The organism is Pseudomonas gingeri, from assembly GCF_013386165.1.
GTDB lineage: Bacteria > Pseudomonadota > Gammaproteobacteria > Pseudomonadales > Pseudomonadaceae > Aquipseudomonas > Aquipseudomonas gingeri_C.
The window spans coordinates 93443-107631 of sequence record NZ_JACAOS010000022.1; the positions used below are offsets into that span (position 1 = coordinate 93443).

17 protein-coding genes are annotated in these 14189 nt (G+C 61.8%); 11 read left to right on the forward strand and 6 right to left on the reverse strand.

The window, feature by feature from the left end:
* Positions 1-71: 71 nt before the first annotated feature.
* Positions 72-470 carry an acetyl-CoA sensor PanZ family protein gene (locus HX866_RS28125; RefSeq protein ID WP_177103055.1) on the reverse strand — a complete coding sequence of 133 codons (399 nt, stop codon included), beginning with the start codon at positions 468-470 and terminating at the stop codon, positions 72-74.
* A gap of 280 nt (positions 471-750) precedes the next feature.
* Here HX866_RS28125 and HX866_RS28130 point away from each other — a divergent pair, with 280 nt between their 5' ends.
* The 7 genes from HX866_RS28130 to HX866_RS28160 all read left to right on the forward strand — a co-directional run bounded on the left by HX866_RS28130 (position 751) and on the right by HX866_RS28160 (position 6714).
* Positions 751-2412, forward strand: a complete 1662-nt coding sequence (locus HX866_RS28130; protein ID WP_177090878.1) for an OFA family MFS transporter — start codon at positions 751-753, stop codon at positions 2410-2412.
* A gap of 278 nt (positions 2413-2690) precedes the next feature.
* Positions 2691-3284 (forward strand): imidazoleglycerol-phosphate dehydratase HisB, encoded by a 594-nt coding sequence (hisB, locus tag HX866_RS28135; protein ID WP_177090877.1) that lies wholly within the window; start codon positions 2691-2693, stop codon positions 3282-3284.
* Positions 3284-3922 (forward strand): imidazole glycerol phosphate synthase subunit HisH, encoded by a 639-nt coding sequence (gene hisH, locus HX866_RS28140; RefSeq protein WP_177103051.1) that lies wholly within the window; start codon positions 3284-3286, stop codon positions 3920-3922. The genes hisB and hisH overlap by 1 nt, the downstream gene beginning before the upstream one ends.
* Positions 3923-4186, forward strand: coding sequence for a DUF2164 domain-containing protein (locus tag HX866_RS28145; RefSeq protein ID WP_177090873.1), 264 nt, complete (start codon positions 3923-3925; stop codon positions 4184-4186). It abuts the gene before it with no gap.
* 92 nt (positions 4187-4278) lie between these two features.
* Complete coding sequence (gene hisA, locus HX866_RS28150; RefSeq protein WP_177090871.1) at positions 4279-5028, forward strand: 1-(5-phosphoribosyl)-5-[(5-phosphoribosylamino)methylideneamino]imidazole-4-carboxamide isomerase; 750 nt, start codon at positions 4279-4281, stop codon at positions 5026-5028.
* A gap of 86 nt (positions 5029-5114) precedes the next feature.
* On the forward strand, positions 5115-5885 hold the full coding sequence (gene hisF, locus HX866_RS28155) for an imidazole glycerol phosphate synthase subunit HisF (RefSeq protein ID WP_027617357.1): 771 nt from the start codon (positions 5115-5117) through the stop codon (positions 5883-5885).
* A 73-nt stretch (positions 5886-5958) separates the two neighbouring features.
* Positions 5959-6714 (forward strand): substrate-binding periplasmic protein, encoded by a 756-nt coding sequence (locus HX866_RS28160; RefSeq protein ID WP_177125348.1) that lies wholly within the window; start codon positions 5959-5961, stop codon positions 6712-6714.
* 9 nt (positions 6715-6723) lie between these two features.
* On the opposite strand, the gene HX866_RS28165 is transcribed toward HX866_RS28160, so the two are convergent.
* From HX866_RS28165 to gpmI, 4 genes are all read right to left on the reverse strand, one after another.
* Positions 6724-7500, reverse strand: a complete 777-nt coding sequence (locus HX866_RS28165) for a divergent polysaccharide deacetylase family protein (protein ID WP_177140888.1) — start codon at positions 7498-7500, stop codon at positions 6724-6726.
* Position 7501: 1 nt separating this feature from the next.
* Entirely contained in the window at positions 7502-8824 is a 1323-nt protein-coding gene (locus tag HX866_RS28170; protein WP_177090865.1) for a S41 family peptidase, read from the reverse strand.
* A 30-nt stretch (positions 8825-8854) separates the two neighbouring features.
* Complete coding sequence (locus tag HX866_RS28175; protein WP_177090863.1) at positions 8855-10141, reverse strand: murein hydrolase activator EnvC family protein; 1287 nt, start codon at positions 10139-10141, stop codon at positions 8855-8857.
* 139 nt (positions 10142-10280) lie between these two features.
* A complete protein-coding gene (gpmI, locus tag HX866_RS28180) occupies positions 10281-11816 on the reverse strand; it encodes a 2,3-bisphosphoglycerate-independent phosphoglycerate mutase (RefSeq protein ID WP_177090861.1) in 1536 nt (511 codons plus the stop codon).
* Between the two features lie 148 nt (positions 11817-11964).
* Between gpmI and HX866_RS28185 the strand changes: the two genes are divergently transcribed.
* From HX866_RS28185 to secB, 3 genes are read left to right on the forward strand one after another with little or no spacing between them, the layout of a single operon-like run.
* Positions 11965-12378, forward strand: coding sequence for a rhodanese-like domain-containing protein (locus HX866_RS28185; RefSeq protein ID WP_177090859.1), 414 nt, complete (start codon positions 11965-11967; stop codon positions 12376-12378).
* Between the two features lies 1 nt (position 12379).
* On the forward strand, positions 12380-12634 hold the full coding sequence (gene grxC, locus HX866_RS28190; protein ID WP_177090857.1) for a glutaredoxin 3: 255 nt from the start codon (positions 12380-12382) through the stop codon (positions 12632-12634).
* 47 nt (positions 12635-12681) lie between these two features.
* Positions 12682-13164, forward strand: coding sequence for a protein-export chaperone SecB (gene secB, locus HX866_RS28195; RefSeq protein ID WP_103496807.1), 483 nt, complete (start codon positions 12682-12684; stop codon positions 13162-13164).
* 52 nt (positions 13165-13216) lie between these two features.
* Here the strand turns inward: secB and HX866_RS28200 are convergent, their stop codons facing one another.
* A complete protein-coding gene (locus HX866_RS28200; RefSeq protein ID WP_121136020.1) occupies positions 13217-13672 on the reverse strand; it encodes a tRNA (cytidine(34)-2'-O)-methyltransferase in 456 nt (151 codons plus the stop codon).
* On the opposite strand from HX866_RS28200, the gene HX866_RS28205 reads away from it, so the two are divergent.
* Positions 13671-14111: a hypothetical protein gene (locus tag HX866_RS28205; RefSeq protein ID WP_177140889.1), complete on the forward strand. Its 441-nt coding sequence runs from the start codon at positions 13671-13673 to the stop codon at positions 14109-14111. The genes HX866_RS28200 and HX866_RS28205 overlap by 2 nt on opposite strands.
* Positions 14112-14189 lie beyond the last annotated feature (78 nt).

Genomic DNA, 14189 nt, shown 5'->3' on the forward strand with positions numbered 1-14189 from the left:
CAGTCAGTGGAATTTGAAATTTAGCCCGCGAGTATAGCGCCACGAAGTTGGCGGCAGGACATGGATGCGCCTCAGAGCGGGTCCAGGGCAACCTGCAACTTGGCCGCCAGCGCCTGGGCTTCGGGATGCCCGGCGGGCGCCTGGAGTCGCAGTTGCGCACCGGCCAGCCCGGCCATTCGCGAGGCTTCTGCCACCAGCCGTTCGGCTACCCCGCGTCGTCTGGTGATTTTTCTGACGCAAAGTTGGGATAAAAGCCAGAACTCCGCGCCTCGTTCCAGGCGCGCCGCCCCCAGCAGGCGGTCATTGAAACGCCCGGCGATCAGGCTGCCATCGGCCAGGGCGGTTTCGATCAGTTGCTGGCCGTCGGCGAGCGGTGCGACGAGCCAGGGCGGTGCGTCCTGGTAGATTTTCTGCAGGTCCTGCTGGTCCTGGTAGGTGGCTTCGGTGAGGGACTCGACAACGATAGGCATACATTCCTCGAATATCCGGGACAGGCTTTTCTGTAGGAGCGGGTCGACATTCCCATGGGGTCGGGGATGTCAAGAACAGTGCAGTTGCATTACACAAAGGCCGTATCAGTCTGGTTGTTCTGTCATGGGTAAATGGTAACCTCTCTCGGTTCGCCCGTCCTTCTGCGACTGATTGTCGCGTAACAAGCATCATCCGATAAAACGGCCAGCCTGCGTGCACCTAGGCCGGGAGTGATGTGTGGCTGGCGGACCATCATTCCAATTGGGGGAGACACTTCAAATGAGCACTAGTATTACGGCGGACACTCAAGTCGCCGAGTCTGCTTTCCTGTCAAAAGAACGCATCATCGCCAAGCCCGGCTTCAACCGTTGGCTGGTGCCGCCGGCCGCTCTGGCCATCCACCTGTGCATCGGCATGGCCTACGGCTTCTCGGTGTTCTGGTTACCGCTGTCCAAGGCCTTGGGCATCACCGCACCGGTCGCTTGCGCGCCGGACATGAGCTTTATCGCACAAGTGTTTTCGTCGCAGTGTGATTGGCCGATCTCCATGCTCGGCTGGATCTACACCCTGTTCTTCATCTTCCTCGGCTGCTCGGCCGCGATCTGGGGTGGTTGGCTGGAACGCGCCGGTCCGCGCAAGGCTGGTGTGGTCTCCGCACTGTGCTGGTGTGGTGGCCTGCTGATTTCGGCGCTGGGGGTCTATACCCACCAGATCTGGCTGATGTGGATCGGCTCCGGGGTCATCGGCGGCATCGGCCTGGGCCTGGGTTATATCTCGCCGGTGTCGACCCTGATCAAGTGGTTCCCGGACAAGCGCGGCATGGCGACCGGCATGGCGATCATGGGCTTCGGCGGCGGCGCGATGGTTGGTGCGCCGCTGGCTGCGGCCTTGATGGGCCATTTCGCTTCGCCCACCAGTGTCGGCGTGTGGCAGAGCTTTGCGGTGATGGCGGCGATCTACTTCGTCTTCATGATCGGCGGCGCGCTGTCGTACCGCGTGCCACCGACCGGCTGGAAGCCCGAGGGCTGGACCGCACCGGCGAAAAAGAGCAGCAACGCGATGATCACCCACCGTCACGTGCACGTGAACGTGGCCTGGAAAACCCCGCAGTTCCGTCTGGTGTGGCTGGTGCTGTGCCTGAACGTGTCCGCCGGTATCGGCATCCTCGGCATGGCTTCGCCGCTGTTGCAGGAAGTCTTCGCCGGCAAATTGCTCGGCAACGGCCTGACCTTCGGCCAGCTGGACGCCGCGCAACTGGGCCAGATCGCCGCCATCGCGGCCGGTTTCACCGGTTTGTTGAGCCTATTCAACATCGGTGGCCGATTCTTCTGGGCTTCGTTCTCGGACTATATCGGCCGCAAGGCGACCTATTTCGTGTTCTTCGCCCTGGGCTTCTTGCTCTATGCGTCGGTACCGAGCCTCGGTCACCTGGGTAGCGTCGCGCTGTTCGTGGCGGCGTTCTGCGTGATCCTGTCGATGTACGGCGGTGGTTTTGCCACGGTACCGGCCTACCTGGCGGACCTGTTCGGTACCCAGATGGTCGGTGCGATCCACGGTCGCCTGCTGACGGCCTGGGCGGCTGCCGGGGTATTGGGGCCGGTGCTGGTGAACTACCTGCGTGAGTATCAACTGAGCGTCGGCGTCGAGCGCGCCGCGGCCTATGACATCACCTTGTATATCCTCGCCGGCCTGCTGGTGCTGGGCTTCATCTGCAACCTGTTGGTGCGGCCGGTGGCCGACAAGTACTTCATGACCGACGCCGAACTCGCCGCCGAGCAGGCGCTGGGTCATGACAAGGGTGCCGACAGCCGCACCGTGCTGGAATGGAAAGCCGCTCCGGGCAGCAAGCCGATGGCGATTGCCGCCTGGCTGGTGGTCGGTATTCCGTTGGCGTGGGGCGTTTGGGTCACCCTGCAGAAGACTGCAGTACTGTTCCACTAAGCACCACACCCTGTAGGAGCCGGCTTGCTGGCGATGGTATCGACGCGGTGGTCTGTCAGACCGCGCCGCCTGGATCGCCAGCAAGCCGGCTCCTACAAGGTCGCGCAGTGCCGTTGCATTGCGCGACTCTTCGGACAGCGTTTCGACTTGTCCTGACAGGTACATCCCCGACCCGCCTGGGTTCAGCCCGTCCGGGAGTTCACCTTGTGTGTTTCTGTTTGCCGTCCGCGCCCCTATAATGGTTGCCTTTTTCGCCCAATGATTTTGCGGAGCTGGTGATGGCCGAACGTAAGGCGTCCGTCGAGCGCGACACTCTGGAAACCCAGATCAAAGCCTCGATCAACCTGGATGGCACCGGAAAGGCCCGATTCGATATCGGTGTCCCTTTTCTTGAACACATGCTCGACCAGATCGCCCGTCACGGGCTGATCGACCTGGATATCGAGTGCAAGGGCGACCTGGAGATCGACGACCACCACACGGTGGAAGACGTCGGTATCACCCTGGGTCAGGCCTTCGCCAAAGCCATCGGCGACAAAAAAGGCATCCGTCGCTACGGCCACGCCTATGTCCCGCTGGATGAAGCGCTGTCACGGGTGGTCATCGACTTCTCCGGCCGTCCCGGCCTGCAGATGCACGTGCCTTATACCCGTGCCACCGTTGGCGGCTTCGATGTCGACCTGTTCCAGGAATTCTTCCAGGGCTTCGTCAACCACGCGCTGGTCAGCCTGCATATCGACAATCTGCGTGGCACCAACACCCACCACCAGATCGAAACCGTGTTCAAGGCTTTTGGTCGCGCGCTGCGCATGGCCGTCGAACTCGACGACCGCATGGCCGGGCAAATGCCATCGACCAAGGGCGTCTTGTAATGCAGACGGTCGCGGTTATCGATTACGGCATGGGTAACCTGCACTCGGTGGCCAAGGCCCTCGAGCACGTAGGGGCCGGCAAGGTGCTGATCACCAGCGATGCCAATGTGATTCGCGAAGCCGACCGGGTGGTATTCCCCGGCGTCGGCGCGATTCGCGACTGCATGGCCGAGATCCGCCGCCTGGGCTTCGACTCGCTGGTGCGTGAAGTCAGCCAGGATCGTCCTTTCCTGGGCATCTGCGTCGGCATGCAGGCGTTGCTCGACCATAGCGAAGAGAACGCCGGCGTCGACTGCATCGGCCTGTTCCCCGGTCAGGTGAAGCTCTTCGCCAAGGACCAGCATGAGGATGGCGAGCACCTGAAAGTCCCGCACATGGGCTGGAACGAAGTGAAACAGGCGGTGGATCACCCCCTCTGGCACAACATTCCGGACCTGGCGCGTTTCTACTTCGTGCACAGCTACTACATTGCCGCCGGTAACCCGCGGCAGGTGGTGGGCAGTGGGCACTACGGCGTCGACTTCGCCGCGGCGCTGGCCGAGGGCTCGCGTTTCGCCGTGCAGTTCCACCCGGAGAAAAGCCATACCCACGGCCTGCAATTGCTGCAGAACTTCGCCGCCTGGGATGGTCGCTGGTAAATGGCCGGCAAGAAGATCAAGCCGCCGATCCTGACCCTCACTCCCGAACAGGAGAGTGAGGCTAATCACAAGATCAAGCGCTTCATGGAAGAGCGCTTCGAATTGAACCTCGGTTCGTTCGAAGCGGCTGAAATTCTCGAGCTGTTTACCCGTGAAATTGCTCCGCACTATTACAACAGGGCGATTTTCGATGTGCAGACGCACCTTAAAGAAAGGTTCGAAAGCATCGAAAGCGACCTGTGGGCGCTCGAAAAGAGCAGCTGAAAGCCGCAAGCTTCAAGCTGCAAGAATTAGTACGCGTGCCTGCTTGCAGCTTATGGCTTGCAGCTTGCAGCTCTTTTGACGAAGGAAAAAGCATGCTCATTATCCCCGCTATCGATCTCAAGGACGGTGCCTGCGTCCGTCTGCGCCAAGGCCGTATGGAAGATTCCACGGTGTTCTCCGATGACCCGGTGAGCATGGCTGCCAAGTGGGTGGAGGGCGGCTGCCGTCGTCTGCATCTGGTCGACCTGAACGGCGCCTTCGAAGGCCAGCCGGTCAACGGCGAAGTGGTCACCGCCATCGCCAAGCGTTACCCGCACCTGCCGATCCAGATTGGCGGCGGCATCCGTTCCCTGGAAACCATCGAGCACTACGTCAAGGCCGGCGTGAGCTACGTGATCATCGGCACCAAGGCGGTGAAAGACCCGGCGTTCGTTGCTGAAGCCTGCCGCGCGTTCCCGGGCAAGGTTATCGTCGGCCTGGACGCCAAGGACGGTTTTGTCGCCACCGACGGTTGGGCTGAAATCAGCACCGTGCAGGTGATCGACCTGGCCAAGCAGTTCGAAGCCGACGGCGTCAGCGCCATCGTCTACACCGATATAGCCAAAGACGGCATGATGCAGGGCTGTAACGTACCCTTCACCGCTGCCCTGGCCGCAGCGACGCGGATTCCGGTCATCGCTTCCGGCGGTATCCACAATCTGGGCGATATCAAGTCCCTGCTGGACGCCAAGGCACCTGGCATCATCGGCGCGATTACCGGCCGGGCGATCTATGAAGGCACGCTGGATGTGGCAGAGGCCCAAGCGTTGTGTGATGGCTATGCGGCCAGCTTCAAGCCATAAGCTGCAAGCTGCAAGTTAGAAGCGCAACCGCGATCCGCTCTTACTTGCCGCTTGTAGCTTGCCGCTTTTTATCGGAGATAAAACTTATGGCGTTAGCCAAGCGCATCATCCCTTGCCTGGACGTCGACAACGGTCGCGTGGTCAAGGGCGTCAAGTTCGAGAACATCCGCGATGCCGGTGATCCGGTGGAAATCGCCCGGCGCTACGACGAGCAGGGTGCGGACGAGATCACCTTTCTCGACATCACCGCCAGCGTCGACGGCCGTGACACCACGCTGCATACCGTCGAGCGCATGGCCAGCCAGGTGTTTATCCCGCTGACGGTCGGCGGCGGTGTGCGCACCGTGCAGGACATCCGCAACCTGCTCAATGCCGGTGCCGACAAGGTTTCGATCAACACGGCGGCGGTATTCAACCCCGAGTTCGTCGGTGAAGCGGCGCAGCATTTCGGTTCGCAGTGCATCGTCGTTGCCATTGATGCGAAGAAGGTTTCGCTGCCGGGCGAAACCCCGCGCTGGGAGATCTTCACCCACGGCGGGCGCAAGCCCACCGGGCTCGACGCGGTGGAATGGGCGAAAAAGATGGAAGGCCTCGGTGCCGGTGAGATCCTGCTGACCAGCATGGACCAGGACGGCATGAAAAGCGGCTTTGACCTCGGCGTGACCCGGGCCATCAGCGACGCCCTGGGCATTCCGGTGATTGCCTCGGGGGGTGTCGGCAACCTGCAGCACCTGGCCGACGGGATTCTTGAAGGCCACGCCAGCGCGGTGCTGGCGGCGAGCATCTTCCACTTCGGCGAATACACGGTGCCGGAAGCCAAGGCCTATATGGCCGCGCGCGGTATCGTGGTGCGCTGAGGGCAACAGTCCACTGGACAGCATGGCGGCCTCAAGTCACTCTTGAGGCCGCCATGGATTCCGGTTGCCTACTATGTCTAAACGCTTTTTCCTTGCGCTGTTTTGCCTGATCGGACTGTTGTCGGGCACGGCGGGTGCGGCGGACGCAGCCGATGACGGCATTGTCCTGCTGACGGAAAACTTCCCGCCCTACAACATGGCGAAAAACGGCAAGAACTTCGCCCGTGACGAGAACATCGAGGGCATCGCCGCCGATATCGTGCGCGAAACCTTCAAGCGTGCCGGTATTTCCTACAGCCTGACCCTGCGTTTCCCCTGGGAGCGTATCTACAAACTCGCCCTGGAAAATCCCGGCTACGGGGTGTTCGTCATGGCCCGGCTGCCGGAGCGCGAGAAGCTGTTCAAGTGGGTCGGGCCGATCGGCCCTGATGATTGGGTACTGCTGGGCAAGGCTGACAGCCCTATCGCCTTGTCGGGTATGGAGCAGGCCCATCGCTACCGGATCGGCGCCTACAAGGGCGACGCCATCGCCCAATACCTCGCGCAACACGGGTTCAACCCGGTGATCGCCCTGCGTGATCAGGACAACGCAAAGAAGCTGGTCGACGGTCAGATCGACCTGTGGGCCTCGGGCGATCCCGCCGGACGCTACCTGGCCAAGCAGGTGGGTGTTTCCGGGCTGAAGACGGTGCTGCGTTTCAACCGGGCTTCCCTTTACCTGGGCCTCAACAAAGAAGTGCCCGATGCTGTTGTCGCCAAGTTGCAGTCGGCACTCGATCAGCTGCGTCGTGAAGGTGCGGTGGATCAGGCCTTTGGCCGTTACCTCTAAGAGGCCCAATCAGTGATAAACGCCCTGCTTGCCGTGGGCTTCGCCCGCCTGATTGCCGCGTAGGGCAATCATCGACTTGATATCGATCCAGTCGATACCCTCATCCTTGAGTTTGGGCAGCTCGCGTTCGAGGACCGCCAGGGTCTGCGGGTAGGGGTGGCCGATCACCACCACCGAGCCGTGCTTGCGCGCCAGCCTGATCGCTTCTTCCAGTTGCGCGGTGATGGCCGCTTCCGTGCGTTCATTGTCGAGGAAGACATCCCGCGACACGCTGGGCAGGCCGATCTTCTGTGCTTCGGCCGCGGCGACGGTCTTGGCGCTGGTGCGGCTGTCGACGAAGAACTTGTTGCGCCGCTGCAATTCACCCATCAGCCAGGCCATGGCCACCGGTTCGGCGGTCATGCGGCTGCCTTCATGGTTGTTGATGCCGCTGGTCAGGGGCACGGCCTTGAAGGCTGCCGCGAGGCGCGCTTGCAGTTCATCGAGGGGCAGGTCGGGGTGCCAGGCGAATGGTCCGGTGGCCGGGTCCATGGGCATGTGCAGCATGACGATCTTGCCGGCCGCATGGGCCTCGCGAGCGAGTTCGGCGGCGTGGAGGGTGTCCGGCATGATCGACGGCGTGACCGGCCCGGGGAGGGCCAGCACACGACGATCCCGGGGCAGGTTCTGCCCCAGGTCATCGATAATCAGAGTGAAGTAGGCCTTGGCCGGAGCCGGCGCGTCGACCGGCGTTGCCTGGGCAACGCCGATCCAACAGCCGATCAGCAGCAGCAGCCAGCGGCCCATCTCAGTTCCCGCGTGTGACGCTCAGGCCTTTGAGCAGGCTCAGGGCCTGGCCCAACTGGTAGTCGTCATCCTGCAGGCGCGGCTTGGCCTTGGCCGCCTTGACGCTCGGCTTGTCCGCGCCGCCGTTGCCGTTGCCCAGGTGACCCTGCAGGTCGGCTTCCTTGAAGGTGTCGTCGTCCTGGGCGCCGGTGACCTTGGCCTGACGGACTTCGACGTCCGGGATAATGCCCTGGGCCTGGATCGAACGACCGTTGGGGGTGAAGTACAGCGCGGTGGTGATCTTCAGCGCGCGGTCGTTGCTCAGCGGCAATACGGTCTGGACCGAGCCCTTGCCGAAGCTGGTGGTGCCCATCAGCACGGCGCGTTTCTGGTCCTGCAGGGCGCCGGCGACGATTTCCGAGGCCGAGGCGCTGCCGCCGTTGATCAGCACCACCATCGGCACCGCTTCGCTTTCGTCGTGGCCGGTGGCCGAGAAGCGCAGTTCGGAGTTGGCGATGCGGCCCTTGGTGTAGACGATCAGGCCCTTGGTGATGAAGTGGTCGACCACTTCCACGGCGGCTTGCAGCACGCCACCAGGGTTGTTGCGCAGATCGAGCACGATGCCGTTGAGCTTCTTGCCGTTATCCTTGTGCAGGGACGCCAGGGCCTTGGAGACCTCTTCGCCGGTCTTGACCTGGAACTGGGTGATGCGGATATAGCCGTAGCCGTTTTCCAGCAACTGGCTGCGCACGCTCTTGGTGCGGATGATCGCCCGGGTCAGGGTCACGTCAAACGGCACGCCGCCATTGCGCACCAGGGTCAGGGTGATTTTCTGGCCGGCCTTGCCGCGCATCTTGTCGACGGATTCGGTCATGGTCTGGCCACGGGTCGGCTGGCCGTTGATCTTGACGATCAGGTCACCGGCCTGCACGCCCGCCTTGGACGCCGGGGTGTCGTCGATCGGCGAGACGACCTTGAGGGTGCCTTCTTCGCCGGCACCGACCTCGATGCCCAGGCCGCCGAATTCGCCGCTGGTGTCTTCCTGCAACTGGGCGAAGTCGTCCGGCCCGAGGTAGGCGGAATGCGGGTCAAGGTTGCTGAGCATGCCCTTGATGGCATTCTCCAGCAGGGTCTTGTCGTCCACGGGTTCGACATAGGCGGCCTTGATCCGGTCCATGACCTCGGCAAAGGTGCGCAGCTCGTCGAGCGGCAGCGGGGCCTTGGCGGTGACGGCCGGAGCGGCAGCCGGAGCGGGCTGGGCAGGTTGCGCAGCGAACGCGTGGGGCGCACCGATCACCAGGGCGATCGTCAGGGCCAGCGAGGTGAGGCGGGACAAATGCAACATGTCGAACGAACTCCTGATTAAGATGCGGGCCTATCCTTGGGCGCGGCACCATTGGGCCGGATCACTCGGGTGACCCTGCTGACGTATAGCGAAATACAACGCCGGTGCTTCCTGACCACCACTGTTGCCTACAGTAGAGATCGACTCACCGGCTTTTACCACATCGCCTGCGGACTTGAGCAACGTCTGGTTGTGCCCGTAGAGGCTCAGGTAGCCGTTGCCGTGGTCCAGAATGACCAGCAAACCGGCGCCCCGCAACCAATCGGCGAACACCACGCGGCCACCGTGCACGGCGTGCACCTGGCTGCCGGCGGGGGCGCTGATCATTACCCCGTCCCATTTGGTTCGGGCGTCATCGCCACGGGTTTCACCAAAGCGCGCAAGCAATCGACCATCAACTGGCCATGGAAGTTTGCCGCGCGCTGAAGCAAAAGGGCCGCCGAAGGATTCTCCCGAACTCGATACCAGGGCTCCAGGCGTGGTTTTACGCGGTGCGCGAGGGCTGTCGTCGCTGGCGACCGCAGCCTCACGCTGGCGCTTTTTTTCGGCTTCCTGCTGGGCGAGCAGCGCTTTCTGACGCGCTTCCTCCGCCTCACGGGCCTGGCGCGCCAGGGTTTCTTCGATGGTCTTGAGGACTTTCGACAGATCGGCCTGGTCCTGCTCGCGGCTGGCGAGTTTCTGGTCGCGGGCTTTCACGTCGTCATTGAGCTTGGCCAGGTTCGCCTGGCGTTCCTTGCGAACCTTGTCCAGTTCGTCGCGCTGGCTGTCCAGGCTGCTTTTCTGCACCAGCAACTGGGCTTGCTGCAGATTGATGTCGTTCTCGACATTGGCCAGTTGGCGCAGGGTTTCGTTGAAATTCTTCAACTGCGCCATGCGCGCCTGGCTCAGGTAGTCGTAATAGGTCAGGGTGCGGGCGAATTTTTCCGGGTTCTGCTGGTTGAGCAGCAGCTTGAGGTATTCCTGGCGGCCACCCTGGTAGGCGGCGCGGGCCTGGATGGCAATCAATCGCTGCTGTTCAATGCGCGCGCTCTGGAGTTTTTTTTTCTCTCCATCGAGCCGCTGCAATTCGCTTTCGCTCTTTTTCAGCTCTTTTTGCAGCTCGTCGACCTGCTTCTCCAGTTTGCCCATCTCGGTTTCGGTACCGCGCAGCTCTTTCTGCACCCCGGATTTTTCTTCCTGCAGCTTGCCCAGGAGCTTTTTCAGCTCAGCGATATCCTGACGCGTGGCGTCCAACTGCTGCTGGGTTTGCGCGCGCTCGTCGGCAAAGGCCGGTTGGAGCAGGCAGATCAAGGCTAGGGCGATAAGGGCGCGAAGCATGGGGCGGGCGACACCTGGGAACGAGACGCCCTAGTATGCCCGCCGCGGGCTGCAAAAAAAACGCCCAAAAGCGGTTGCTTTCAGGCGTTTCCGATAAAGAGGTAGGCCGCAGGCCTGCGGTCTACCTGATTTGCGGCATTTAGACGTCAGTCAGGATCGACGTACCAGTCATCTCTTTCGGCTGTTTCAGGCCCAGAAGCTTGAGCATGGTCGGTGCGACATCCGCCAGCACGCCGCCCGTACGGACCTTCAGGGGACGTTTGCCAACATAGATGAAGGGCACCGGCTCGGTGGTGTGGGCGGTGTGGGCCTGACCGGTGGATTCGTCTTCCATTTGTTCAACGTTGCCGTGGTCAGCGGTGATCAGCGCTTCGCCGCCGACCTTGTCCAGGGCATCGACGATACGTCCTACACACAAATCCAGGCATTCCACTGCTTTAACGGCCGCATCGAACACACCGCTGTGGCCGACCATGTCGCCGTTGGCGTAGTTGACCACGATCACGTCAAAGCGTTGGTTTTCGATGGCATCGACGATGCGGTCGGTGACTTCGGGCGCGCTCATTTCCGGTTGCAGGTCGTAGGTGGCGACTTTCGGCGACGGGATCAGGATGCGTTCTTCGCCCGGGAAGGGTTCTTCACGGCCGCCGGAGAAGAAAAAGGTCACGTGGGCGTATTTTTCGGTTTCGGCGATCCGCAGCTGGGTCTTGCCGTTTTTCGCCAGGTAGTCGCCGAGGACGTTTTCCAGGCTGCCCGGGGCGAAGGCCGATGGCGTGTGAATGCTGGCGGCGTACTGGGTCAGCATGATGAAACCGGCGGTTTTCGGCTGGCGAGCGCGTTCGAAGTCCTTGAAGTCGTCTTCGACGAACACCCGGGTCAGTTCGCGGGCACGGTCGGCGCGGAAGTTCATGAACACCACGGCGTCGCCGTCTTCGACGGTGACTTTCTCACCGATACGGGTAGCCTTGACGAATTCGTCGCTCTCGCCGCGCTCGTAGGCGGCCTGCAGGCCTTCCTGGGCGTTGGCGGCCTGGAACTCGGCCTGGCCGTCGACGATCAGGTTGTAGGCCTGGGCCACGCGGTCCCAGCGATTGTCGCGGTCCATGGCGAAATAACGCCCGACCAGGCTGGCAATACGGCCTTTGCCCAGGGTACGGAAGCTTTCATCCAGCAGTTCAATGGACGACTGGGCGCTTTTCGGCGGGGTGTCGCGGCCGTCGAGGAACGCATGCAGGTAGATTTTCTCGGCGCCGCGTTTGAAGGCCAGCTCGGCCATGGCCACCAGGTGGTCCTGGTGGCTGTGCACGCCACCGTCGGAGAGCAGGCCGAGGATATGCACCGCCTTGCCCGCGCCCACGGCTTTGTCCACCGCCGCGCAGATGGTCGGGTTCTCGAAGAACTCGCCGTCGCGGATCGATTTGGTCACGCGGGTGAAGTCCTGGTACACCACCCGGCCGGCGCCGAGGTTCATGTGGCCGACTTCGGAGTTGCCCATCTGCCCGTCCGGCAGGCCGACATCCATGCCGGAGCCGGAAATCAGGCCGTTCGGCTGGTTGGCGACGAGACGGTCAAGCACGGGCTTTTTCGCTGAATAAACAGCGTTGTAGTCATGACTCTCACTGTGACCGAAGCCATCCAGGATGATCAGGACCAAAGGTTTAGGCGTGGTAGTCATGGACGGCACTCGCGGCTGGATTGAAAGGTCATTGAAAAAAGAGTCGCAGTTTAAAGCCAAGTTCAAATGCAGTCACCGCCGGGCGGGGTTTGGCCGACCTTGACGGCTGTGTATACTGGCCCACATTTTAACGCCCTGGAACCTCCTGATGGTCGATCACCTGATTGCATTTGCCACTAGCCACTACCTGTTAGCCGGCGCCTTCGTGCTCCTGCTGGCCTTGCTGATTGCCCATGAAATGAGCCGCGGCGGCGCCAGCCTCAGCACTGGCCAGCTGACCGCGTTGGTCAACCAGGACCAGGGCGTGGTCATCGACCTGCGCCCGAGCAAGGACTTTGCTGCCGGTCACATCGTCGGCGCGCTGAACATTCCCCAGGACAAACTGATGGCTCGCATCGGTGAACTGGAGAAGCACAAGGCCAAGACCCTGATTCTGGTCGACGCCCAGGGCCAGCACTCCGGGACTCACGCCCGCGAACTGCTGAAGTCCGGTTTTATCGCCGCCAAGCTGTCCGGTGGTATTTCCACCTGGAAAGCCGACAATCTGCCGCTGGTGAAGTGATATGAGCCAGGTCGTCGTTTATTCCAGCGATTACTGCCCTTACTGCATGCGCGCCAAGTCGTTGCTCGGTAGCAAGAATATTGCTTTCGACGAGATCAAGGTCGACGGCAAGCCGCAGCTACGGGCCGAAATGTCCCAGAAGGCCGGGCGCACGTCCGTGCCGCAAATCTGGATCGGCGACCGGCATATCGGTGGTTGCGACGACCTGTTCGCCCTCGAGCGCGCCGGTAAGCTGGATGCGTTGCTAGAAGCTTGATTCCCCCAACCCTTTAAAGACCTGAAGATCAAGAAGGATCTGCTGCGATGACTGACCAACAGAACACTGCTGCTACTGAAGAAGATAGCCAACCGCAATTCTCCTTGCAGCGTATCTACGTGCGCGACCTGTCCTTCGAAGCCCCGAAAAGCCCGGCGATCTTCCGCCAGCAGTGGGAGCCGAGCGTTGGCCTGGACCTCAATACCCGTCAAAAAGCCCTGGAAGGTGACTTCCACGAGGTGGTGCTGACCCTGTCGGTCACCGTCAAGAACGGTGAAGAAGTGGCTTTCATCGCTGAAGTGCAGCAGGCCGGTATCTTCCTGATCAAGAACCTCGATGCGGCTTCCATGAGCCACACCCTGGGTGCATTCTGCCCGAACATCCTGTTCCCGTACGCCCGTGAAACCCTGGACAGCCTGGTCACCCGTGGCTCGTTCCCGGCACTGATGCTGGCCCCGGTGAACTTCGATGCCCTGTACGCGCAAGAGCTGCAGCGTCTGCAGGAAGACGGCGCGCAAACCGTTCAATAAGCGGATTGCCTGCTCCTACAGAAAAAAGCGCCTTATTCGGCGCTTTTTTTATTCAGGCAAAGCCCAGCTGGCGCCAGCCTTCGTAGACTGCCACTGCCACGGTGTTGGACAGGTTCAGGCTGCGGCAGCCTTCGCGCATGGGCAGGCGCAGGCGTTGTTCGCCGGGCAGGGCGTCAAGCACCTCGGCCGGCAGGCCACGGCTTTCCGGGCCGAAGAGAAACGCGTCGCCCTCGGCGAAGCGTGCATCGTGGAACACCCGCGAACCCTTGGTGGTGAAGGCGAACAGGCGCGGATGGCCGAGGCTTTCCAGGCAACTGGCGAGGTCGGCGTGGGTCTTGAGCGTGGCGTACTCGTGATAGTCGAGGCCGGCGCGGCGCAAGCGCTTGTCGTCCATTTCAAAACCGATGGGCTCGATCAAATGCAGGTGGCAGCCGCTGTTGGCGCACAGCCTGATAATGTTGCCGGTATTCGGCGGAATTTCTGGTTGAAAAAGGATGACGTGAAACATGCACGGCTCCGAAGATGAAGATGGGCAGCATTCTACCCCTGAAGAGGACCCTCGATCGAAGCTATTGCCGCGGGTAGTGGGATCGCTGGCGATTGTCGGCCTGATGGTCGGGATGATGATCGGTCGCCTGACTGCGCCCGAGTCCCTGGAATTGCAACAGGTCGAAGTGGTGCCCGAAGGGGTGGTGCTGTGGTTCAGTGCCGAGCCCAAGGTGCACGGCGAGCAGGTCGACGGCACGGTGGCGCTGCTGTTCGACGCCGAGGGCAAGGCGCAGAACGGCCACTTGCAGGTGGCTGGCAAGGACGCCAACTGGCGTGTGCGCTTGAGTGACAAGGGATTGTTGCTGACGTTGCTGGCGGCGCGTCCGCTGCATGGCGATTGGGCCGGTGCAAAGGTGGACGGGCGCTGGAGATTGGCGATCAATCTCCGGGAGGAATAAAAGAGGGAATTTCCGGCCTGCCTGTACCGGAGCTCCCAGAACGGTTGTTGGACTCGACACTGCGGGTCCGGGTGTTAA

Bases quoted from the DNA above. Each gene is read 5' to 3' on its own strand.
- HX866_RS28130 (WP_177090878.1), top strand. From the start codon at position 751: ATGAGCACTAGTATTACGGCGGACACTCAAGTCGCCGAGTCTGCTTTC.
- HX866_RS28175 (WP_177090863.1), bottom strand. From the start codon at position 10,141: ATGCTTCGCGCCCTTATCGCCCTAGCCTTGATCTGCCTGCTCCAACCG.
- gpmI (WP_177090861.1), bottom strand. From the start codon at position 11,816: ATGACTACCACGCCTAAACCTTTGGTCCTGATCATCCTGGATGGCTTC.
- hisH (WP_177103051.1), top strand. From the start codon at position 3,284: ATGCAGACGGTCGCGGTTATCGATTACGGCATGGGTAACCTGCACTCG.
- grxC (WP_177090857.1), top strand. From the start codon at position 12,380: ATGAGCCAGGTCGTCGTTTATTCCAGCGATTACTGCCCTTACTGCATG.
- HX866_RS28200 (WP_121136020.1), bottom strand. From the start codon at position 13,672: ATGTTTCACGTCATCCTTTTTCAACCAGAAATTCCGCCGAATACCGGC.
- hisB (WP_177090877.1), top strand. From the start codon at position 2,691: ATGGCCGAACGTAAGGCGTCCGTCGAGCGCGACACTCTGGAAACCCAG.
- hisA (WP_177090871.1), top strand. From the start codon at position 4,279: ATGCTCATTATCCCCGCTATCGATCTCAAGGACGGTGCCTGCGTCCGT.
- HX866_RS28205 (WP_177140889.1), top strand. From the start codon at position 13,671: ATGCACGGCTCCGAAGATGAAGATGGGCAGCATTCTACCCCTGAAGAG.
- HX866_RS28185 (WP_177090859.1), top strand. From the start codon at position 11,965: ATGGTCGATCACCTGATTGCATTTGCCACTAGCCACTACCTGTTAGCC.
- secB (WP_103496807.1), top strand. From the start codon at position 12,682: ATGACTGACCAACAGAACACTGCTGCTACTGAAGAAGATAGCCAACCG.
- HX866_RS28165 (WP_177140888.1), bottom strand. From the start codon at position 7,500: ATGGGCCGCTGGCTGCTGCTGCTGATCGGCTGTTGGATCGGCGTTGCC.
- HX866_RS28160 (WP_177125348.1), top strand. From the start codon at position 5,959: ATGTCTAAACGCTTTTTCCTTGCGCTGTTTTGCCTGATCGGACTGTTG.
- HX866_RS28170 (WP_177090865.1), bottom strand. From the start codon at position 8,824: ATGTTGCATTTGTCCCGCCTCACCTCGCTGGCCCTGACGATCGCCCTG.
- HX866_RS28125 (WP_177103055.1), bottom strand. From the start codon at position 470: ATGCCTATCGTTGTCGAGTCCCTCACCGAAGCCACCTACCAGGACCAG.
- HX866_RS28145 (WP_177090873.1), top strand. From the start codon at position 3,923: ATGGCCGGCAAGAAGATCAAGCCGCCGATCCTGACCCTCACTCCCGAA.
- hisF (WP_027617357.1), top strand. From the start codon at position 5,115: ATGGCGTTAGCCAAGCGCATCATCCCTTGCCTGGACGTCGACAACGGT.